Consider the following 22,267-nt stretch of genomic DNA (forward strand, 5'->3'; position numbering starts at 1 on the left):
CCAACGTCAGTTAGTCGACCCACCAGTCCAACTTTTCGGGCGCACCTCAATGCATCGAGAACAACTGACAGGTACAGTACCTGGCTTTGGTCGACACGTAGGTGATGTCCGCTACCCAAAGCTGGTCAGGCTCCTCGGCGCTAAAATCGCGCTCTACGAGGTCCGGAGCTGGTCGCGCACCTTCCTCCCGGATCGTTGTAGAGGGCCGTTTGCGGCGGCTTGCACCCCGAAGACCAGCGGCTTTCATCAGGCGAGCGACTTGCTTTTTGCCGACGCGAGTGCCCTCGGTCTGCAAAGCGGCGTGGACGCGAGGCGCGCCGTAGGTGCCTCTCAACCTTGCGTGTATCTGCCTGATTTTCTCGGTCAACATCGCATCCTTTTGGGCTCGCTTGGAAGGTCCACGGTTCCGCCATGCGTAGTATTCACTCCGGCTGACACCGAGGACACTCTCGCTGAGCGCTAATCGAAAATTCGGCCTGGTGCGCTCTTATGAATCGGAAGATTCTGGCGGTACATCTTTCGTCTCCCTCTTGGGACTAGGCCGTCGCTTTTGCCAGTATATCCCGTTCCTGCTTCACCTGGCGGAGCTTCTTGCGCAGCTTGCGAAGCTCCTCCCGTTCATCGCTGGAGAAGTCTTTTGCGCTTTTTCCGTCGTCACGGTCGGCTTTCTTTATCCAGTCGAATGGTCTGCTCGGTCGGTTCAAACTCCTCGGTGAGTTCAGAGGGCGTTCGTCCGTTTCGAGCAAGTTCGACAATCCGACTTCTGAATTCATCGGGGTATGGTGGACGGGTTCTTGGCATGGTTTATCTCGGTCGGTGAGTAAAATGAAGGAATGTCCACCAAACCGGGTCAGGTCCAATCACCTTCAGCCGTTTTGCTTTGCCCGAGTAGTTGCTTGAGCATCGGTGGGGCTGACTGGGTGTCGTTTTCATTGGACGGATGTACTACAACCGCCAGAAGCAACCCTAAAGTATCGACGATTATGTGGCGCTTTCGACCGGTTACTTGCTTGTTTGGGTCTCGGCCTCGGCCCGGACTGTCTTGCCGCTCGGCACAGGCCGACTGGGTATCGATAACTGCCGCATTGGGACTCGGATCGCCACTGGCGGCCGCTTTTCACCAGGTAAAACAGGGCGCCCGAGCAATTCGCGAGGATCAAGCGGTGAAGAACCGGAAGTGATCAAAGATCGGCTCGATCTGTTTCCATTCTGTGCCCGAAGGGTCAGAGGGTAGTGAGAGCTCATCGCTCTGAGTCGGTCTTGTGAGCAGAGTGGCATCACCCACAGGACGCTGACCGGTGGTTTTCTGCACCTTCGGCGATGTAGTGGTGGATGGACTTCCCACTCCGTCCTTTGCCCGGCAGAATCGGTAGCCCCCGATGGGGTGACTCCCGGTCATATCTCTTCCAGTCCGTCTCCTCCGTACCCGGCTCGTTTGGGCTCAGATCTTTCACGCTCGGTTTGGGCCGAACCTGGGTAAAGAGCCAAACTTGGTCGAAAAGACCTCCGGGGAAAGGCGACGATTTCCGCTATCCCAGGTTGTTCTCGTCCTTAACGCTCTGCCTTCGAGAATTACCTTCAGGTGCTCGGTGTTCTCCCGACCGGTTGCCTTTGGGGGCTTTTAGTGATATACTTCTGTAGAACTACAGACCTCTAGTGCTTTAGAACTACAGATCTACGACGAACTCATTGGATCTACTACTCACCAGTTTCCAACATCCTGAAAATGGACACAGTCTCCGTCGTCAACCAGAAAGGGGGAGTCGGGAAAACCACCACTACAATTTGTCTGGCCACTGCTCTCTCCAAACTTGGGCACAGCACGCTTGTCATTGATTTGGATCCACAGATGAACGGAACGAAGTGGATGCTTGGCCGGGAACTGGAGGAGGATGAAGCGTCGGTGCTGGATACGATCATCACGGCAGGTGATGAAGATCAGTCCTCCTCCGACTGGCCGCTCGCCCGACTGATAGAGCCCTCCGATCTGGGTTTCGATTTCGTACCGGCCCATGCTGACTTGGCTAACGTCGAAGGAGAAATTGGCGAAAAGCCCTCCCGCCCTTACCTCTTGAGGGAGCGGGTGCAGGAAGTAAAGGAAAAGCACCAATTTGGACATCTCGACGAGGTCGACGCTCACAATGGCTCAGACGAGGCCTACGACATATGCCTTATAGACTGCCCTCCCTCTCTGGGTTTGCTCGTTGTGCAGGCGCTCACAGCCTCTGATGGACTAATAGTTCCTGTTTCAGTGGACGGGATGTCGATGCAGGGACTAAGCCAGCTCGTGACCACCACGAGAGAGGTTCGAAAATACCTCAACGAGTCAGTTGAGATCATCGGTCTCCTGCCGAATAATCTCGACTATCGTGCGGGACTTGTGAACGAGGGTTTGGAAGCTCTCAGGAAAAACTATGAAGACCTTGTCCTTGATACAGAAGTGCCGTGGCGATCGAAGATCATTGAGGCCTCAACCTACGGTACGACTCTCTACGATCATGCACCCTCCAGTGACGCGATAGAGATATATGAGAATCTCGCTCAGGAAGTTGTTTCTAGAGCAAGTGCTGGTGGAATTGAAAAGTCCCGGTCCTCGGGGCGATAGTGACTGAAATTCCCCTCCTCGCCTATCTGTCCAAAAAGTTGATTCTGCTCCGATGCCCAAGAAGAGTGATCGTCCTGAACACGAATCCGCTATGTCGAGCCTTTTGCCAGATGTATCGCTGGATGATGAGTCGGGACAGAACGGTAGAAAGAGAGAACTAGAAAACTCTAGTTCTGGAGAGGAAAAGAACTACAGTTCTACAGATCAGAGTCAAGAAGCAAGGGAGAACGGTGCAAAGAGCAGCTCAAGCGGGGAACCTTCGCCTCCAGACCACCGGGATTCTTCCAAGCAGGAGGAGGGAATGCTGGTAGTTCCTGAGCATCGTCCTGAGCTTGCACAAAAGCTGGGACCGTATGTCTCCGACGAAGTGAATGAGGCTCTTGAGGAGGCGTATCTCACACTGCGTCGAAGATTCGGAAATCAAGCGAGCAAGAGCCTGATCGTGGAAGCAGCACTTCGCTATCTTCTCAGTGATTGTATGGAGCGTGGCGAAGAAAGTGAGGCTGCCGACTGGATGAGGCATGTACTTGACACTGACTGACTTTTCTGCCCATTCAAATTTAGAAGCTCTGCTGTCGACTCTGCATTCTAACGATTCACGGGTAGCAAGCTAAGCGATATCTAATCAAGCTAGGAATGTCCCTGCTGATCCAGGTGGTCAAGAGCCTTGAGAGGTGAGTAGGTTCTTGGTTGGGATGGAAGATCGGACAAGGGCACCACTTGTTAGCCCGAGCTTTCTGTGAAGGAGGTCAATATAAGATGCTCGCATGCGATTCACCAAGAGCTTTTTCAGCCCTCGAAGAATAGCTTCCAGGATGTGTGGCTTCTGCGTGGTGTCTTTGGGAGAAGAGATCCTGTCGATGAACTCGCGCGATTACTTATTATCCCTAATTAAAACATTACTTCATTAGCGTTCGCGTATCCTGCTGGAAATACTGAACTTAGGGAATAGGGGTGCGAGGGAATCACAGTCAGGGTGCGAGGGAATCACAGTCAGGGTGCGAGGGAATCACATCAGAGGTGCGAGGGAATCACAGTCAGGGTGCGAGGGAATCACAGTCTGGGAAAAAAAGGGTGCGAGGGAATCACAGTCTGGGAATGATACTTCCCCGACAGGAGGCCAAATTCACATGTCGTTTCCGTGAGTCCTGAAATTTAGGGTGCGAGAGAAACACATCCGCGGTGCCTAGGGGAAAAATCTTCTGTATACCTGCCGAGAAGCCCAATTTGTGTCAGCGAGAGCGGTTTTAGCTACCAGAAAAGCCTCTACAGTGCGGTATCACATAGGTGAGAGTGCGAGGGAATCACAGTCGCTGTCTCCCAGGGTGCGAGGAAATCACAGTGAGGGTGCGAGGAAATCACAGTCTAAATTGTCCCTGTCTCTGCAATTTATTAGAGTCCTTCAAGCTCGTGGGACAAACCCTTCTACAGGGTAGACCTCCAATGTCCAATTACTGGCTCTACAGTCTGCCATGTCCAAGCAGCGCAAGTTGGAATTTGGTGCCGAAGAGGACCAGGTAGTAGCGAAGGCTAACCAGCTCATTCAGGGTAGGCATGACTTCACGACTGCTGAGCAACGGATTTTTGTTTCCATGATTGCAAAGCTTGATCGCGGCATGGAGACGTTTCCTGATCAGAAGATTCGAATCGAGGATGTCTGTAAGCCCTCGGGGATCGACCCGAGCAACCTATACCGACGAGTGGACGAGATTACCGATAACCTGTTAGATAAGAAAGTTTCTGTACGGCAAAACGACGACCAGGGTGAAGAGACGCGGTTCAAGAAGTACAATGTGTTCTCAATGTGTGAATATGAAAGGGGCAGCGGCACGGTGACCGCGAAGTTCAATGATGATATGGGTCCTTTCCTCCTAAAGCTGAAGGAGCGGTTCACGCTCTACCTAGTGACGGTTTTCCTACGCTTGAGGTCACGATACAGCACGCAGATATATGAGCGCCTCAAGATGCGTCAAGACCTTCGCCATTTGTCGTTGTCGGTGGAAGATCTGCGCAGGCAGCTCTCTATAGAAGATAAATATTCTAAGTTCTCTGATCTCAAGCGTTCAGTACTGGAGCAGGCCCGCGAAGAGTTAAAGGAGAAGGCAGACATATACTTCACTTATCGGATCAATCGGATAAATAACTCTCCCCAATCGATCGACTTCTTCATACACGACAATGAGCCTGTTATCCAAGAAATTTTGGATGGGAATGAGAGCATGCCTGATGCTTTGCCGGGTCGAAAGGAGAATGGGGGAGAAGAGACGGGAGCTAGTGAAGAGGAGACGGCTCAAGGCAAGTCTCCCAGCGTGGATGCGAAGGGGCTCTTCCTCAGCGATCGATCACAGGAGGCGATCCGGTCCCTGGATCAGAACCAAGTTGAAGACCTCTATGAAGAAGCTAAGCGTCAGGTAACCAGAGAAGAGGGGGAAGGGAGCTCAGATGTATATTTGGAGTCAATGATTGCTTCCCGCATGGAAAAGCTGTGGTCAGAGTCGTCTCAGTCCTGATAGATAAAATGACTTGGTGGTTTGTGCCCGAAGGATCGATGTGCCATCGCCGAAAGAATTCCTTTAGACAAGCACGCCTGGGTAGGAGGCCTCTCCAACTGAGAAGAACGCATGAGTAGGAGGATTCCGTTCTACTCAGAAATAGATTTTAGTGAATGACAGGTCCAGCAGGTAGCCGTTGGTAGCCCAAGATGAAGTCCAGCACGAGTTGTAGGGAAGAAGCCTCCATGAGGTAAGACAGCGCGACTCATCTAAGTATTGCTCCTGAGAAGGACTGTGGCGTAGAAATATCCTCTGCACACCGGTGTTGCTGTTATTGCAAGTGCAGAACGGTCCTTTTCAGGATTCGCTGTCTTACCCTGATTGATTGCCAGTCCCTGATTTGATGGCAATGTTTAGGAAAAAGGGCCTGTCCGTACCATTTTGCGAGTTGACTAAGGGTCTCGATGTGTTTCTACTTGTTTCTATTTGTTCCAGTAAGTACCCCAAGATTGCTCCGACCCTGACCCGGTATCGAGTTTTAATTACGCAATAACGGAATTAAGAAGTCTCAGCCTGAAGAGAAGTTTCCTCAGTTCAGAGAGAATTGCACTACCGAACGACCTGGATCGCAAGCAACAGCGATGCAGGACAAACTTTCTCGCGTAGGTCCAGATCAATGGCGACCGGTGCAGTCATATGCTCACGCATCGGACCGCGCCAGAGATGAGCCTGGAGGTAGACCGGCACGAGTATCACTACGAAAAGAAGTCCCAAATCGAGCGGGACGTGAAGCGTCACGACCGATTCGCGGGAGTCAGGATTGAGTCACTCCGTGCGAACGCCTGAGAGGTTCTTGGCTCCGAGCGAGGAAGCAGGCCGTCGACGGAGCGGCTTACGCTTCGGTCCCTGTGGAACGTCGTAGCGCGTGAGGTGCGGTGTCTGTCCCCCACGGAAATTGTGTTGCGGGACCGCACAGAAACAGACTCGAAGACAGAGGAAAGACCCACGCTGGCGGGCGCTAGACGGAGCGCTCCTGTACTTGCATAGGAACAACCTCGAGGAAGGGCGCTCCGGAAGAGTGGGGACTATCAACCAGTGAGCGGCTCCACCTCCGGTCTGAACCCCAACCCACGGCGCGCTCGGGCCGCTAGACCGTGAAGGAGCTGCTCCTCTGTGGAAAGATTACTCTCACGCTGCACCGGTCGCCAGCGCCTGGTCGGTCTGCTCAACAAGCGAGATAAAGCCTGCGCGGATGCCGCCTGGGTCCTCCCCCGCCCCTACTCAGCCAGGCGACGGACCTCGGGATAGGCAAGAGATCCCTTGTGCTCCGAATCGTGGAGCAGTATCCCGTATCCGACCACGGCCGCTGCGAAGTGGAAGTCCGTCGACACGGAATGGCGGGCCTCCTCCTGGGTCAGATGAACGTGCCCTGCTCGATAGAGTTCTGCCGTCAGGCATGCCAGATTCCGACTGCGCGTTTTCCGCAGTGGCGGGAGATGTTGTTCGATCAGTTCTTCCATCCTATCTTGTAGGCCAGGGCTGTTGATCATCGGAACGGGCCGGTTTTTGACGGTCCGGTTGTTGAGAGGCATGGTTACTTTCAACCTTCCGCGATTCGACAGCCTCATTCGTTTGTGCTCGAAAGTGTCCGGTAGCTAGCTGGGTCCATCTTGAAACGTATGTCATCCGGAAGGACCTGACCTTCCCCCGGAACAGTGGACACCCGGTTAAGGGTGAAACCACGAACCAACCGAGGACAAACCATGAGCGAAAAACGTCGAAGCTACACCGAAGAGTTCAAGGTCGAGGCCGTCAAACTGCTTCGCGAAAGCGAGGAGAGCGCCGCGCAGATCGCGCGCGAGTTGGGCATTCCGCAGACCAACCTCAGCCGCTGGAAGCGGGAGATGGAGGAGGATCCCGAGGGAGCCTTTCCCGGAAAGGGAAACGCGCGTGACGAGGAGTTGGCCCGCCTACGCCGCGAGAACGCGAAGCTCAAAAAAGAACGCGACATTTTAAAAAAAGCAGTCGGCATCTTCTCGCAGATGCCCCAGCCGTAAGAAAATACCAGTTCATGCAGGCTTGTGCGAGCGATCACTCTGTGGTAATGATGAGTCGTGTGCTCGGGGTCAGCCGGAGCAGGTACTACGCCTGGCTGAAACGCCCTGAAAGCCAGCGCGAGAAGAACGACCGACGCCTTTTGACGATGATAAAAGCTATCCACCGAGAGAGCCGCCAGACCTATGGCAGCCCGCGTGTCCACGCGGAGCTGCGCAATCGGGGCGTGCGCTGCGGCGAGAACCGTGTGGCACGGCTGATGCGTGAGAACGACATTCAGGCCAAGCAGCGGGCCACCTTCAAGTGCACGACCAACTCGGATCACGACTTGCCGGTGGCTCCAAATCGGCTGGACCGCCAGTTCGAGGCCGACGGGCCGAACCGCAAGTGGACCTGTAACATCACTTACGTCTCGACCCGCGAGGGCTGGCTGTATCTGTCGGTCGTGCTGGACCTCTTCAGCCGCCGCGTAGTCGGACATGCGATGAAGGCTACCCTCGAAAGCGAGCTTGCCACCGAGGCGTTGCAAATGGCGCTCACGCGCCGCACCTTGAAGGGACCCTCGAAAAAGGGACCCTCGAAGTCGAGTTCGGAGGTAGACCCGCTCTGCCACAGCGACCGGGGAAGCCAGTACGCTTCTGGGGATTATCAAGCACTGCTCGACCAAGCTGGTATTACTTGCAGCATGAGCCGTCGAGGCGACTGCTACGACAATGCCGTAACCGAGAGCTTCTTCGGCACCCTAGAAACCGAACTGACAGGACACCGCGACTATCAGAACCGCTCGAAAGCCCGAACTGACATCTTCGAGTATATCGAAGCCTTCTACAATCGAAAGCGCCGCCACTCGGCGCTCGGCTACCTGAGCCCGGCCGAATACGAGGCTCGACACTCCACCATCACCGGCAACCCTTAACTCACTGTCCATCAAACTGGGGGAAGGTCACCAAGCCGAGGATCGCTCCGCGCCGGGGGTCCGCCTGGCGACGATGCACCGGGCGAAGGGGCTTGAGTTTGCTCGCGTGATCATCGCTGGCGTGAACCGCTGAGTCGAGCCTTGTCATCGGCGGAGGACGACGCGATGCGGAAGCAGATCCGAAAACAGGAGCGGTCACTGCTCTACGTGTCGGCCACCCGGGCGAAACGGGAGGTCATCGTGATCTGCCACGATAAGCCGAGCCCGTGGTTGCCCGAAGTTGTGGGCTAGATCTCCTGCTCAGGGCACGCTGATCCTTCTCATCTCTGCTCCAATGTTTTCACCCGGCCGGACTTCCGCATGCGCTTCCTCCACACTGCCGACTGGCACCTCGGAAAGCTTCTCCACGGAAAGCACCTGACCGATGACCAGCGCGGGCTTTTGCGCCAGCTCTGCGGGATCGTCGAGGACACGAGGCCGGATGTAGTCCTGATGGCAGGAGACGTGTACGACCGCTCGGTCCCCCCATCCCCTGCGGTCGAACTGCTCGACGACACGCTGAGTGAGCTCGTGTTGGAACTGGGCGTGCCTGTCGTAGCCATCGCCGGAAACCACGACAGCCCGGACCGCCTCGACTTCGGCTCCCGCATCCTCAGAAGGCAGGGTCTGCACGTCTTCAGCAAGCCTGCGGCCGAGCCCGGCGTAGTGACCATCGAAGACGAGCACGGGCCGGTCCATATTGCCGGGCTTCCCTACGCGGAGCCGCCCCAGGCCCGCCAGGTCTTCGATAATCCGGGCATCAAAACCCACGACGAGGTCGTTGCCGCGCAGGCGGAGGCAGCCCGAGACGTGATCCCCAATGAGGAGGAGCGGTCGATTGCCGTCGCGCATGTGTTCGCGAAAGGCGGGGAGCTGGCCGATTCGGAGCGCCCTCTGGCCGTTGGCGGCGCGGAGACGGTAAGTGCTTCCCGGTTTGACGGCTTTGACTACGTGGCCCTCGGGCACCTGCACCGCCGCCAGCAAGTTGGCGAGGACCACATCCAGTATTCCGGCTCGCTCATGAAGTACTCCTTCGATGAGGTTCATCACGACAAGTCGGTACACCTTGTCGAGATGGACGCTGAGGGGACCTGTGAGATCAGGCGCATTCCACTGACGCCGGAGCGAGATCTCCGCCGCGTAGAAGGCACGCTTTCAGAGATTCAAGCCGGCGGCGGTAGTGGCGATGGTAGCGGGTCCTCTCCTGACAAGAACGAGGAGGACTACATCTGGGTGACTCTCGAAGAGGAGGGGCCGGTCGTCGATGCGATGAGCCGGATCCGGGAGACCTATCCAAACGCGCTGCACGTCGAGCAGCAGGCGCGAGTGGACGAGAGTAGCCTGAGTGGACTGGCCAGCGACCTGGAAGCGCAGAGCGAGGAGGAGGTCTTCGAGGAGTTTGCCGCACACGCAACCGGAAACGAGTCTCTCTCCGAAGGGCACCAAGAGGTGTTGGAGGAGGCGATCGGGCGGCTCGAAGAAGAGGAGCGCGGCGCCTGACCGAGAAGCCCCAGACGCCTCAGCTCCGGCATTCAGATCTCTGTTCTTGCCTACTTTCCCGAAGCCGATGACTCCCGAGCGCCTTGAGCTAAACGAATTTGGTCCCTATACCGACTCACAGACGGTCGATTTCAGCGCGCTGCAGTCCCAGCAGCTCTTTTTGATCCATGGGGATACCGGGTCGGGCAAGTCGACCCTTCTGGACGCGATCTGCTTTGCGCTCTACGGAGAGACCTCCGGCGCGGAGCGCGGCGGGGACGACCTTAGAAGCGACTTTGCAACGCCGGAGGACCCCACGGAGGTGACCCTTGACTTTCGGCTTGGTGAGGAGCGCTACCGGGTCCGGCGCCGCCCGCAGCAGGAGCTAGCGAAGAAACGAGGAGAGGGCACGACCCAGAAGAGCGAAGAGGCCGATCTCTTCGACCGGTCCGACGCGGGAGGGTGTGGGGAGGACGGGCAACTGCTCGCAAGCGGGAAGCGGGACGTAGACAATGCCGTTGAGGACCTCTTGGGCCTAGGGCATGAGCAGTTCCGGCAGGTCGTGGTCCTTCCGCAAGGCAAGTTTCGGAAATTCCTCTCGGCCGGGTCGAGCGACCGGGAAGAGATCCTTAAGGTGCTCTTCGAGACCGAGCGCTTCGAGCGCCTGCAGGAGACCTTGAAGGAGATGGAGAAGGAGGCCAAAGAGGGCGTCCGGCACCTCCGGCAGAGAAAAGAAGACGAGCTTGCACGCCACGAGGTTGAAGGCGTCGAAGAGCTGAAAGAGAAGCGGAAGGAGAAGAAGTCGGACCTGGAGGAGGCCACAGGCGACAAAGACCAGCTTGCGGGGCGTCTTGAATCAGCGCGAGAAGACCTCAGGCAGGCCGAGTCTGCTCAAGAAGCCCTGGACGAACTTGAAACGGCCCGGATTGCCGTTGAGGAGCTCCGTGAAATGCGTGGCGCACACGAGACGCGCAAAGACCTGCTGGAGGCGGCACAGCGTGCCGCTGAGGTCGCGCCGGTCAAAGACGATTTGGAGACGCGACAGGAGGAGAAGCAATCGGCTGAAGAAGAGGCGGCCTCTGCCGAGGAGGCCTTTGAGGACGCCCAGGAGGCCTTCGAGGCTGCAAAAGAAGAGCTGGAGATCGAAAAGCAGCGCGACGGGAAGCGAGAAGTCCTCCGGGAGCAAAAGACGCGGCTGGAGAACCTGGAAGAAGAAATCGGTACGTTTGAGGAGGTTGAGGAGAGTTTGGCAGGTCACCGCGAGAAAAAAGAAGAGCTCGCCGAAAAGCTCAGCGAGGCCAAAAGCGAGAAGAGCGAGTTGCAAGGCGCCCTGGAGGAAAAGCAGGAAACGCTGGAAGAACAGGAAGAGACTGCCAGTAAGAAGGACCTGCGCCAGAAGGAGTTTGAGGAAGCTGAGACGCTCCAGCAGAAGGCAGAGGAGCTGGAGTCGAAGCAGGAGGCCACCGAAAGTGCCGAAGAAGCCCTTCAGGAAGCAAAACGGGAGCGGGAACGCCAAAAAGAGGCCTTTGAGGCCGCGGCCGATGAGCTTCAGGCCCTGCAAAAGCGCCGCCGAGAGGCGTATGCCTCCGTTCTCGCCTCGGGACTGACGGAGGGGAAGCCGTGCCCAGTCTGCGGGTCAGAAGAGCATCCCGCCCCTGCGCATGAGGATCGGGACGTGCCCGGGGAGGAGGAGATCAAACGGGCCCAGGAGGAGAAAGAAGAGGCCAGCGAGGCTCTCGATGAGGCCAAATCGGCCGTCTCCGAAGCAAAATCGACTCTTGCCCAGAAGCGGGCGGGAGTGAGAAGCCTCCAGGAGAATCACCCGGCCCTCTCAGAGAAGACCCAAGAAGAGCTAGAAGCTCACTTCGAGAAGGCGAAAGAGGCGCTCTCCAAGTCGCGGGATGCTGCCGAAGAGGCCGAGGCGCTGGAGGAGATCATCCAGGAGCAGAAAGAGGAGATTTCAGAACTTGAGGGGGAGATTGGGGGCCTTGAGGGCGAGATCGACGAGACGCAGAGCGAGATTGATCGGCTCGGCTCCAAGGCCGAGACGATCCGGGACCGTCTGCCGGAAGAGATGGACTCACGAGAGGATTTTGAGGAGGCCCTCGAAGAGACCACTTCAGACCTTGAGGCGCTAGAAGAGTCGCTTGAGGAAGCGGAGTCGGCCGTTCGGAAGGCCCGAGAGGAGCGAGCAGAGAAGAAACAGTCTGCCACAGGCAAGAAGCAGGCGGCCCAGCAGGCCGCGGAGCGACACGCGGAGGCAGGGGAGCGGTTTCAGGAGGCGCTGCGGGAGAACGGTTTCGAAGACGAGGCGGCCTTCGAGGAAGCGCGGCGAGACAAAAGCGAGCGAGAGTCGCTGAAGGAGGAGGTGGAGAGCTTCGAAGAGAAATGGGCAGCGGCCACCGACCGGAAGTCCCGCGCCGAAGAGGCTGCCAAGGGGCTAGAGGAGCCAGACCTGGAAGAGGCCAACAGGAAGGTCGGCTCCCTGGAAGAGAGGCTTGAGGAGGTGAAAGAGAAGGAGACGAAACTGGGCGTGGCGGTAGAAGAGATTGAGAACACCCTTGGGGAAATCGAAGAGATAGAGGAGGACTTAGGGGAGGCCGACGAGCGGTACAGTCAGGTCGGCTTTCTTTCGGAGCTGGCCCGTGGAGACAACGAGAGCCGGATGAGCCTCCAGCGGTTCGTTCTGGCCACCCGACTGGAGGAGGTGCTCCAGGTTGCCAACGAGCACATCGCCCACATGACGCAGGACCGGTACCAGCTCCTCCGGTCGGAGGACGTAGGCGACCGGCGAAGCGGCTCAGGGCTGGACCTGCTGGTCCACGACGCCTACACGGGGGACCAGCGGCCGGTCTCGACCCTCTCAGGGGGCGAGGGATTTATGGCAGCTCTTTCTCTGGCCTTGGGCCTGAGCGACGTGGTGCAGAGCCTCTCTGGCGGGCGTTACCTGGAGACGATCTTCATTGACGAAGGGTTTGGGAGCCTGGACCCGGAAGCCCTCGACCGGGCAATGGAGGCCCTTACCGACCTAAAGGGCAGCGGGCGACTCGTCGGAATCATCTCACACGTCTCCGAGCTCAAGCAACGCGTATCTTCCCGGCTGGAGGTCGAGCAGACGCAAGAGGGGAGCAGCATATCAATGACCACATAATCTATGACCGCTAATCAATTACCACGCAGGCGGTGGTCATGTGGGCGATGGTCACCTGGACGGTGGTCACGTAAGCGGCCTCCGGTCAGATATGTCAGGCGGGCCTGCACGGACTGGACCTGACCGAAGGGGACCAAACGCAGTTGCGCCGTTTGCCCGTAGAGCGAAACTCACAGGCCGAAACCAGGGCAAAACGGGCCATCAGCGTTGATCTTTGGGGCCACAGGCAGTACTCTTTCGTACCAAGAAAGCAAAGCCGAAGCTTACCTGCACAGCCTCTTGCCCCCGCAATGCCCGATCACAACCGCCAAGAAGACATCCGGAAAGTGGCGAGAATCCTGAGGGACGGAAATTACTCGTACGATCAGTCCGCTCACCTCATCAAGAAGGCTCGGAGGGAGGTCGGCCTCTCTCCACCGGACCGGTCGGGCAGTGGCTCTCCCGAGCGCCTGTCCACCGAGGAGCAGGAAGCGTTTCTCAACGCCGCCTACGACCGGGACGGGCGCACCGGCCTGATGATGCGAGTTCTTTTAGAGACCGGAGCCAGAGTTAGTGCCTTCGCCGAGATCAGGGCCCAAGACATCTCGTTTCGGGACCTGGAAATCCGCCTTCGCGAAACGAAAGGAGACAAGCCAAGGGACGTACCGATTCTCTCGTCTTTGGCTAATGAGCTTCGGCTCCATGTCGGAGAGCGAGAGACCGGGTGGCTGTTTCGGTCCCGGCAGGGTGGCCACTACTCGAAGCGGCGCATCCAGCAGATCGTCAAAGACGTGGCTGAGGAGGCAGGCATCCAGAAGCGGGTCTACCCGCACCTCCTCCGGCACACCGTTGCCCAGCGGCTCGCCGACGAGGGGATGCGGGAAGAGCTCCTCCAGCAATTTCTCGGGCACGAGGCGCCGGAGACCACCCAGCGGTACTACAAGCCGAAGCGGACTCAGGTCAAAGGCGCCTTCGAGGAGGCGATGGGTGAGCCGAGCTAGAGTGAGTTCGGAGAACGTTCTTTAGCATTAGAAAGAACGCGGGTCGTTGAGGCGGCCCGACGGCCCTACGGGACTAAGCCGTCTGGGCGTAGGCCCAGAGGGTGGAAAATCTGTCCCAGGACGGGGTAGACGGGTCCAGTGCCAGGACCTAAGCATCTACCCTTGGCCACAGGTCATCAAGGTGAGTCCAAACAAACGGTTTTAGTTCCTTTGGCGAACCTTCACCCTCACCGATGGCACTAACACGAGCTAAAGCAAAGAAGCGATGTGGGAGGATGCGGCCCTAGTCGCGTCCCAGGAAGGCTCAATGGGACATATCCCCCGAATAGGAAGGCGCAATGAGGCGCGAGCCTTTAAGAAACAGACCCGGAGATCGGGGACTGTCAATGGCCGGTTGCTCAGGGAGGAGACTCCCTATGAGAGGACTCCCTGCGAGGGGACTCCCTATGAAAGTCCACACTGACACCAAACAGAAAGGACCTCTAGCTGGATTGGGCGAAGGCCAATTGGGACTCCACAGCCGACCGGAGGGTCGGAACAGCCGAAAATGGCTGGTCGAAGGTGAGCCCAACCACACGGGTGCTTTGAGTGAGCACCCGATATTATGCCTATTCATCGGGCATCCCAAGTTCTCCATACCTCAATAAAGGAGACTGGGGTTGGGTAAGTCCCCCAGCGAAAGGGGGTATAAGGGACAACGGGGAGACCGCACCTACAATGACTGGAGACGAACGAACTCACAAACTCGGGAATGTCCTCTCAGGGACTGAAAGGTTCCTACTGAACTTGCTCCCTAAGAGGCAGGCGGAGCTGCCGTAGTAGCCTTCAAGCGGGGCAAATCCCCGACAGCGGTAAAATTGGCCCAGGCGAAGGGCAGCAGCAGTAGACGAATGCGCGTTCGAAGAACTCAAAATCACCCACCGGTGGATACCGATGGATGTAGAGAGAAAACAACGCGACATGGCAAAGTGGAGTCTGGACGAGGACTTCCGCTTTGACGACATATATAATTTTATCACCTACGAGGACTGGCTGAGACAAGCCTTCCTCACGGTGAAGAATAATGCTGGATGGAAGACCGCCGGTGTTGACGGCGAGACGGTGCCGGATTTTGCTGAGGACCTCGGCAGCAACATTCAGGCGCTGAGCCAGCAGTTGGGCTCAGAAACGTACGATCCCGACCCGACTCGTCGGGTCTACATCCCGAAGGGTAATGGCGAGAAGCGGCCACTGAGCATACCTACGGTACGAGACCGGATCGTGCAGGAAGCGCTCCGCATGCTCTTGGAGCCGATATATGAGTCAGACTTTAGCACACATTCCTTCGGCTTCCGGCCCGGGAGAAGCACTCACGACGCAATAGGCGTGGTGCAGAGGTGCTTCACCAGAAATGGAGCTTACAAACCCTGGGTCATAGACGCGGACATCAAAGGGTTCTTTGACAACGTATGTCATCGGACCCTTGAGCAGATACTTCAGGGCCGCATCACCCAGAAGAAAGTCAGAGATCTCATCTGGCGCTTTCTAAAAGCTGGAGTCATGGAGAGCGGTCGGCAGATGGAGTCCTTGGCGGGGACGCCACAGGGCGGCATTCTGTCCCCTCTTCTGGCGAACATATATCTCAATGAACTGGACCACGCGGTGGGATCCTTTGTGGAGGAGACTCCTCGTGGGAAAGGTCATTGGACATACGTTCGCTACGCAGACGACTTCCTGCTGCTTACAAGCGGACCCGAACAGGAAGCCAAGGAGAAGAAGCGATGGGTTGACGATTACGTTGGGGACGCCCTGAATCTCTCCCTTAATAAGGAGAAAACGCAAATCGTCCATGCGGAGGACGGGGGAGTTGGGTTCCTGGGATACAGGATCGAGCCAGCCCACCCGACGGATGGAGGAGGCTCGTACACAAGAGTCCCCCGAGAGGCCGTGCAAGACGTAAAGGCGGCCATTAACCGCAGGTGCGGACAGGACGCGCCTACGGATCTGTCAACCCGCCGCCGGATACGAGGCGTGAATGCCGCATTGAGAGGATGGGCAGAGTACTACAAATATGCCACGCATACAAACGGGCCTTTTGCAGAGGTGGACAGGTGTGCGTGGCATAAGCTCTCAACCTGGATGGCGCGGAAATACAGGTGCTCAAGGAAGGCGCTCTTCCGCAGGAAGGGAGTGAGCCCATCGCCGCTCGGAGCGAAGGGGAAGCAGATGGTGGACATCAAATCCCGAGGGGATGCCAAGTGGCGCGAACCGAAGGAGAAACCACACCCTTACTTCGACGGCACGGCAAAACGTACGGAGCCAACTGCGACGTACCGATTCTACGAGAATGAGCATTCTCTTAACCACCGGGACCTGCGGTGGGAGGTGTTCCAGAGAGACGACTTTACGTGCCAGGAATGCGGCAGGGAGGTCGGATGGTACAGTGACGGGGAGCTGCACCACTTGGAATACAGTGGGGACCCGGTTGACGCGGAGACGCTCTGCGCTTCGTGTCACGCCAAGAAGGACTCACACAGACACTTGTGAACAGTCGTCTAGCTTAGAGTCTACTGCGGAGAGCCATTGCGCAGGGAAACCTGCACGCATGGTTCGGAGAGAAGCCCGGCTCGCCCGAAGTAAGGGCGGTCGGGCTTACTCTACACTCATAGATAACGTGCTTTTGTAGATAACGGACTCCTGTGTAGATACGGACTCTCGTAGACAACGGGCTCCTGAAGCCGACGGTGAGAGGGCACACTTCTGCTGCAGGATACCTCTACCGTAGGACACCTCCACTGAAGGAGGCACCGAATTTTAGAAGTGCGCGAGGACCGGTTCTGGGCAACGCTGGTCCTGGGCAACGCTGGAGGGCGGCGCGCTGATGGCCAGCAGGGCGCCGACGACCACGGCACGGACTCTCATGTCGACGGTAGTACAGGGAGGACGACTGGCATGAGGAAAGGGGGGTCACGAAGAAGAACGTGAGGCGGACCTACGAGGCGGACCTATACCCCCGCCAGTATTCCCAGGGCAACGAAGAACAGGCCCTGCACGCCCGACGCGATCATCGAAAACTTTTCCACACTCCCTCCCTCTCTTTCAGCCGAGTGGTCATCCTCACCGGCATGAGCGAGCCGCGCGTTCAGGAAAATGAACCCGAAGGAGATGAGCGCGCACGCCAGATAGGTGAGCACAACCGCAATGTACGGATTCGCCATCACGACCGGCCCGACCGTGAACGTGAAGCTGGGCGCCAGGAAGACCTGAATGTTGAACAGGGCCACCCAGGTCGAGACCAGAGACAGCAGGGCGACCTGCAGCAGAGAGGTGGCCCACGACTTTCCCTTCGTCCCGGACATAACGAGAAAACCCACCGTGTGGCCAATTGCACACTGGAAGAGCAGTATCCCGGCAATTTCCGCGGAGACAGGCAGGTCATTCGTAGCAATCGCCTCCAGGAGCGGAGTGCTTCGAAAGAGCGAGAGGATTGAGAAAAGGACGTTCGCCGCCGAAACCGCGCAGGCCACCCCCGCGGCACTCTGCCTGAGTACGGAGCGGCGGGACATGCTCATCAGATCGGCATTCATTCTTTCGTGTGTTGGGAAAGGGAGTCTCGGCACGCGACAGCAATGGTGTCGACCGGCGCATCGGCCTCCCTTGATCCGCTGTCGATCCGTGTAGCTGAGGTGGATGCCCGGATCCTCTACCGAGGCCTTCAGCTCCTCCGCAAACCGAGAAAACAGCTCCTCATACATAGCTCCTCATACATGGCTCCCCATACATCGGTCTCACTGACTTTATTTCGGGAAAAAACGAGATATGGGGCCAGACGCATAGCCTGACGCATAACGGTGTAGATTAGCTCGCGGAGAGTGACTATTCGTAAATCCGCGTAAGATCACTGCTGTCGCGTGCAGTCTTGCACAATGTTACGAAGAGCCCTCATCTCTGCCGGAGCACCTCAATCCCTTTCTCCAGCACCTCGTCCCGCCCGCCCCGCACGCCCTCTAGTGTCCGCTCGGCCCGGACGTCCGGCTGGATGCCAACGAGGTGGTGCTGGGAGCCGTCGTGCTTGCAGGCGCGTTGACCGGTCCAGTGTATCGCGTAGCCTCCAGGGAGCTCGAAGGGATTGATACCCCCATTCGCTCCCGCTGTCGCCTGCCCGACAACTGTTCCCAAGTCGTGGTGCTTTACCACTGCGAGCATTCCTTCAGGTGCGCTAATGGCTCGGGCGTCGGCAAGGAAAGCAACATCTCCGGTGATTTGAGGGGTCCTCGGCGGGGGCCTCCCACGGTCAGTCCGGAACCCTGCTCTGGGGTCTTGATCTGGATAGATGAACTGGGGGGTCGCGATTCGCATCTGGAGGAGTGAGTCGGCAGCAAGATGCTGCAATGCCTTTCTGGAAGAACCCGGATATCCACGCAGATCGAAGACGATCCTCTCCGCACGGGCGAGACCGCCAATTCGATCCTGGATTTCCGGCCACGTCGCTCGGGTGAGATCCACGTAGTGGACCCCACCACGATGGACCCCACCACGATGGACCCCACCATGAAGGGTATCGATCGGGGTCGGGCGATTCTCCCTCTGGAGCTTTTGGTAACGCCTGCCGATCTCCGAGCCGGACGCCCGGCGCAACTGACACGCCTTCTCTTTTTTCCCTCGCTGGACCGTAAGCGAGACGTTTGACCCAGGCTCGCCCCGACCAAATTGTTGCAAGGCGCGGACCTCTTTCCACTGTGGAGAGCCGGAGATATGCTGCTTGGCATCGCGGAGCTCCTGCTTGGGAGAACGGCCACCGATTGAGGTGACCACGTCTCCAACTTCTACGCACAGTGCTCTGTCGACATATGCCGCCGTATCCACAACGACAACGTTACCCTCAACCCGGCCGAATTTGACAGGGAGCCCCGCCAGCGTTGACAGTCCCTTTACTTGGCCATGCCCGTCCCCCAGTTGTGCAACCATGCGGCGAAGAGTCTGGGCAAACGTCTTCCTCGACCTGTCGTCGGCCAGCGCTCGTCGCAGGGTGCGCGTGAGCACCGCGTTCCAGTCGACGTCCACAACCTCGAAGTACGGATAGAAGTGCTGGAAGACGTTCCAGGCAATCGCCACGCTCCCGAGCCGAAGCGATGGGGTGGTCTCGAAGACTGGTGCTTCGACGCGGCCGATCGAGTCCCGCAGCGCAGACGGCGAGGGGGCACCCTCCGGGCGAAGGGTCTGGCCGTCTCGGCCGTGGAGGGCAAGCGGAAGTTGAACGGAAAGCCCCCGCCTCAGCGGCTTCGCTACCGTTTCTCCCGGAGCGGGATGAGCCTCGAATAGCGGCTCTCGCTCGGGGGGGCGGCCGAGACGGATGCTTCGGTATGCTCTGAGCGAGTCCGCCCCCGGTTGGTACACCCTCGGTATTTTGTCTCTCGGGAATCCGACACCACGGTGCTGCCAGGCCACGAGATTCAGTTCCGCCGTATCCGCTGGCGTCAGGACATCGGCGGGCGAGGGCGGCTCGCTGCCGGTCCGGTACAGCTGGATTGTCGGCGCAATCGGCTTGAAAAGCGCCTTCAGGTCCGATCGGAGTTCCGCTTGGCTGGAGGCATTCTTCACCTTCCGTGCCCCGTAGATGGCAAACGCGTCCCAGTCGGTCTCCGCCGCCGCGTCGCTGGGGTGGAAGTAGCGGACGTAGCCGTAGAGTTTGGCGAAGGCGCGGACGTTTTCGACCTGCTCCTTAGCCGGGGGCTCGGCGAGGCCGAGCGTATCGCGGTACGCGTACGTGAGGGCAGCGGCCCCGAGGAGAAGGACGAGGCCCGCAACAGCCCGGCGAAGCCATCGCTTTGTGCTGGCAGAGGACATGCCAACAAGAGGTCATGTTATGGTGGAAAAACGGTTCTCTCTAAATTTGTCTTGCCGGGTGACCCGTACCCATTTCAGGCGATCTCGCCTGTGGCTACGCCATCTCACTGATCTCAGCCTCACTGATATCAGCCTCACTGACTTAAGTCTCATTGCCCTCAGTCTCATTGCCCTCAGTCTCGCTGGCTGTAGTATCGCCCTCGTTGAGCCACCGGTCCTGTAGCGCTAGAACTCCCGACACGAAAAGGGCAATGGCAACAGCCTCAAGTACTTCGGTCGACCACTCGGAGGTAGCTGGGCCAATCGACCAGGCGATCGCCTTGTAAATGATAACGCCGAGAAACGCGCCGCCAAATCGTTTATCCATTGGATGGAAGAGTCTGGAAATAGACACTGAGAGAACAGCGGATGATATGGAGTGAACCTGATATAGCGGACTGAGGTGCGGAGGGCGGGAAAACGCCAGACAGAACTCACCCCGAAAGAAATGACAACGCTGGGCGGGGTTTCTATTTTCCAGCGTTGATACGTCTGTTCAGCGAAGCCGAAACTTCCTAACAGACCACACCTGATGGCAGCAACAGCCCTCCGTCGCCTCTAGCGCAGGGTTATGCGTGCTGTCTGTAGGGGCCGGGGCCTGAACCTCACAAATGGAAGTGTGGCCCGTGTCAGAAAATGTGACATGTACGCAGCGCTATCCGTTGTTGCGCTCGTGAACTATGTTACTGGGCGAATCCTTTTCTACATACGATTCAGCTCTCACACTTCTGAACGTATCGCTCCGCTTATTCTCCATGACCCACTCTTCTCCGCAGAACGGACAGGAGCTGACTTCTCCCCGCACGACGGCGCTCGACCGCATTCGAGTTTGGCATCTGCTACTTGGGTCGCTTCTTGTCTTCCTTGCTTCGGGGAGCGTCGCCGCGGCTCTTCGGGGCACGTTTGCTGCTTTTCAGAGCTTCACCGTCTTGGCGATCACGTATGTCGGCTCCGTCGTCGGATGGATCACGTGGACTGCGTTTCGGCAGGGACTCAGCCTTACGGCGCTGTTCGGCCGCCCACCGATGAGCCTCCGGGCTTGGAGCCTAATCGGTGTCGTATTCTTTGCGGATCAGTTCATGGCCCGCGCCGATCTGAATGTCATCATTCCCCTTCTGGAGAAAACCGCACCTGCGTTGATTGCCGATTGGTACGCAGCGTCGACCGTCCAACCACCTGAGCAGGTGCCCAATATCGTCCTGAGTGCGCTGACCGGAATTCTGTTCGCGGGAGTAGTTGAGGAGATTCTGTTTCGCGGACTTATTTTTCAGCGTTGGGCCCGGACATGGAATCGGCCGGTCGGAGCGCTACTGGTTACGTCGGGGCTGTTTGCGGCGCTCCACGGGGGAACCTTGCTGAGCACGTTTGTTTTCGGGGTAGCTGCGACGCTGCTTTACATCCAGACGCGAAGTCTCTGGGCGCCCGTGGCGATGCACATGGCAACGAACGGAATTATTATCATGGACCTGAATCCGGCCGAGGCGGTGCTCGTGCCCCTCGGAATCGGCGGACGTCAGGAGTTTGGGTGGACCTGCTTCGTCCTTTCGATGGTGCTGATTACCGTGCTGTTCTGGTGCTGCAGAAGAAAGTTGAGTGACCCACTCCCATACATCACAAATAAGGATGCCATCTGAGTGAGGAGATTCGGTCTGCCCTTTCTCTTCGTCATGGCAGAAGCGGAGCAGAAGCCGCATAACGTGGTAGCTGAGGTGCGGAGGGCAGGAAAACGCCAAGAGAACTTGGGCCGATCACAATCACAAACGCCAGTCGCGGTTTCCATTCATCAGCGTCGTCACTACCGATTAGCAAAACCGAAACCGCTTACCTGAACTCTATTGAGAGCGGCCCGGCCCTCCGTCACCTCCAGCGGCGTGTTATACCCAACCCATACACCCTACAGCTAACCGGGGGAGGTCCAGACTTCCCCCTCATCTGAGGCTGTGCACATCACTCTCTGGGCAGTTCGCCCCCCAGTCCTGGCACATTGATCCAGTTCCGGCACATTGATCAGGTCAAAAGCACTCTCAGTTCGAGGGTTCAGATGTTTCATAGTACGCACGGCGGTTCTGGTAGTCGAGCACGAGGGTACCTTCCGTCCAGAGGTCTTGCCCGAAGTTAGCCTCCAGCCGGTATGGCTTGTCGCCTGTCCCACGGATCACCATCTCGTCGCGCCGCAGGCCGCCCGGGAAACGGAGCGGAACGCGGTAGTAGTCCACACTCCACTCGTTACCGTTGTACTCTCCAGAGCGGGTTCTCACCTGCTCGTAGTTGGCGGGCGGAAAGCTCGAAGCGCTTAGGTAAGTAACCCAAAGGTTGCCAGTGTCCACGACGCCTGCCATCGACCGGCCGCCGGCCTTGGCCCGCACGATGGGCCACCCGTCGCTCATGACCGCGAAGTTCGGGGGGACCTCCCGGCATGGCACCTCGCGAATCATCGTGAAGGTACTGTCGGCGTAGTTATAGCGGATTTCGTCGAAGAGGTGGCGCAAAAGCCCCGTCTCCAGCGATGCTTCCCCCAATTCAGCGTTGCCCGATAGCCCTTCCTCTTCACTGCCGCTGGAACCTCCATTCTTCGGAAAAGACACGGTGGCGTGCACGTCTCGTATAGTAACCCCACCGATAGTGATACTGTCGATTGGAGTGAACCCGATATAACGGACAGGTGACCGCTTTCACACTGCGGCA

General features: G+C 57.9%; 18 protein-coding genes. 10 read left to right on the forward strand and 8 right to left on the reverse strand.

Annotated features, from left to right (window positions below; genetic code table 11):
- Positions 1 to 46: 46 nt before the first annotated feature.
- The 3 genes from B7R93_RS16275 to B7R93_RS16280 form a co-directional block, all read right to left on the reverse strand.
- Positions 47 to 370, reverse strand: coding sequence for an IS3 family transposase (locus tag B7R93_RS16275; protein ID WP_103019415.1), 324 nt, complete (start codon positions 368 to 370; stop codon positions 47 to 49).
- 166 nt (positions 371 to 536) lie between these two features.
- Entirely contained in the window at positions 537 to 860 is a 324-nt protein-coding gene (locus B7R93_RS15660) for a hypothetical protein (protein ID WP_232797956.1), read from the reverse strand.
- Positions 851 to 1,075 (reverse strand): transposase, encoded by a 225-nt coding sequence (locus tag B7R93_RS16280; RefSeq protein ID WP_103019417.1) that lies wholly within the window; start codon positions 1,073 to 1,075, stop codon positions 851 to 853. Before B7R93_RS16280 ends, B7R93_RS15660 begins: the two co-directional genes overlap by 10 nt.
- A gap of 651 nt (positions 1,076 to 1,726) precedes the next feature.
- On the opposite strand from B7R93_RS16280, the gene B7R93_RS03270 reads away from it, so the two are divergent.
- The 3 genes from B7R93_RS03270 to B7R93_RS03280 all read left to right on the forward strand — a co-directional run bounded on the left by B7R93_RS03270 (position 1,727) and on the right by B7R93_RS03280 (position 5,115).
- On the forward strand, positions 1,727 to 2,605 hold the full coding sequence (locus B7R93_RS03270) for a ParA family protein (protein ID WP_103019418.1): 879 nt from the start codon (positions 1,727 to 1,729) through the stop codon (positions 2,603 to 2,605).
- 52 nt (positions 2,606 to 2,657) lie between these two features.
- The gene (locus B7R93_RS15150; RefSeq protein ID WP_157942174.1) at positions 2,658 to 3,146 is read left to right on the forward strand and encodes a hypothetical protein; all 489 of its coding nucleotides are present in this window, start codon (positions 2,658 to 2,660) and stop codon (positions 3,144 to 3,146) included.
- Between the two features lie 931 nt (positions 3,147 to 4,077).
- Positions 4,078 to 5,115: a replication initiation protein gene (locus tag B7R93_RS03280; protein ID WP_103019420.1), complete on the forward strand. Its 1,038-nt coding sequence runs from the start codon at positions 4,078 to 4,080 to the stop codon at positions 5,113 to 5,115.
- A gap of 1,259 nt (positions 5,116 to 6,374) precedes the next feature.
- Here the strand turns inward: B7R93_RS03280 and B7R93_RS16285 are convergent.
- Positions 6,375 to 6,725, reverse strand: a complete 351-nt coding sequence (locus B7R93_RS16285; protein ID WP_106427247.1) for a YfbK domain-containing protein — start codon at positions 6,723 to 6,725, stop codon at positions 6,375 to 6,377.
- Between the two features lie 135 nt (positions 6,726 to 6,860).
- On the opposite strand from B7R93_RS16285, the gene B7R93_RS03290 reads away from it, so the two are divergent.
- The 6 genes from B7R93_RS03290 to ltrA all read left to right on the forward strand — a co-directional run bounded on the left by B7R93_RS03290 (position 6,861) and on the right by ltrA (position 16,243).
- A protein-coding gene (locus tag B7R93_RS03290; RefSeq protein WP_423815915.1) for an IS3 family transposase occupies positions 6,861 to 8,068 on the forward strand; the annotation gives its coding sequence in 2 pieces (ribosomal slippage) (positions 6,861 to 7,122 and positions 7,122 to 8,068; 1,209 coding nt in all).
- A gap of 16 nt (positions 8,069 to 8,084) precedes the next feature.
- Positions 8,085 to 8,201: a 3'-5' exonuclease gene (locus B7R93_RS16290; protein ID WP_423815916.1), complete on the forward strand. Its 117-nt coding sequence runs from the start codon at positions 8,085 to 8,087 to the stop codon at positions 8,199 to 8,201.
- A gap of 227 nt (positions 8,202 to 8,428) precedes the next feature.
- Entirely contained in the window at positions 8,429 to 9,607 is a 1,179-nt protein-coding gene (locus tag B7R93_RS03295; protein WP_103019423.1) for an exonuclease SbcCD subunit D, read from the forward strand.
- A 46-nt stretch (positions 9,608 to 9,653) separates the two neighbouring features.
- Complete coding sequence (locus B7R93_RS03300; RefSeq protein WP_232797957.1) at positions 9,654 to 12,737, forward strand: AAA family ATPase; 3,084 nt, start codon at positions 9,654 to 9,656, stop codon at positions 12,735 to 12,737.
- A 290-nt stretch (positions 12,738 to 13,027) separates the two neighbouring features.
- A complete protein-coding gene (locus tag B7R93_RS03305) occupies positions 13,028 to 13,717 on the forward strand; it encodes a tyrosine-type recombinase/integrase (protein WP_232797958.1) in 690 nt (229 codons plus the stop codon).
- 933 nt (positions 13,718 to 14,650) lie between these two features.
- Entirely contained in the window at positions 14,651 to 16,243 is a 1,593-nt protein-coding gene (ltrA, locus tag B7R93_RS03310; protein WP_103019425.1) for a group II intron reverse transcriptase/maturase, read from the forward strand.
- A 458-nt stretch (positions 16,244 to 16,701) separates the two neighbouring features.
- Here the strand turns inward: ltrA and B7R93_RS03315 are convergent, their stop codons facing one another.
- The 3 genes from B7R93_RS03315 to B7R93_RS03325 all read right to left on the reverse strand — a co-directional run bounded on the left by B7R93_RS03315 (position 16,702) and on the right by B7R93_RS03325 (position 19,910).
- Positions 16,702 to 17,262: a hypothetical protein gene (locus B7R93_RS03315; RefSeq protein ID WP_232797959.1), complete on the reverse strand. Its 561-nt coding sequence runs from the start codon at positions 17,260 to 17,262 to the stop codon at positions 16,702 to 16,704.
- Between the two features lie 376 nt (positions 17,263 to 17,638).
- On the reverse strand, positions 17,639 to 19,543 hold the full coding sequence (locus tag B7R93_RS03320; protein ID WP_103019427.1) for a S41 family peptidase: 1,905 nt from the start codon (positions 19,541 to 19,543) through the stop codon (positions 17,639 to 17,641).
- A gap of 142 nt (positions 19,544 to 19,685) precedes the next feature.
- Entirely contained in the window at positions 19,686 to 19,910 is a 225-nt protein-coding gene (locus B7R93_RS03325) for a hypothetical protein (RefSeq protein WP_103019428.1), read from the reverse strand.
- Between the two features lie 427 nt (positions 19,911 to 20,337).
- Between B7R93_RS03325 and B7R93_RS03330 the strand changes: the two genes are divergently transcribed.
- Positions 20,338 to 21,216, forward strand: coding sequence for a CPBP family intramembrane glutamic endopeptidase (locus tag B7R93_RS03330; RefSeq protein ID WP_157942178.1), 879 nt, complete (start codon positions 20,338 to 20,340; stop codon positions 21,214 to 21,216).
- A 390-nt stretch (positions 21,217 to 21,606) separates the two neighbouring features.
- Here the strand turns inward: B7R93_RS03330 and B7R93_RS03335 are convergent, their stop codons facing one another.
- Positions 21,607 to 22,167, reverse strand: coding sequence for a hypothetical protein (locus tag B7R93_RS03335; RefSeq protein ID WP_157942179.1), 561 nt, complete (start codon positions 22,165 to 22,167; stop codon positions 21,607 to 21,609).
- Positions 22,168 to 22,267: the final 100 nt, after the last annotated feature.

It is taken from the genome of Salinibacter altiplanensis, assembly GCF_002894645.1.
GTDB classification, from domain to species: Bacteria; Bacteroidota; Rhodothermia; order Rhodothermales; family Salinibacteraceae; genus Salinibacter; species Salinibacter altiplanensis.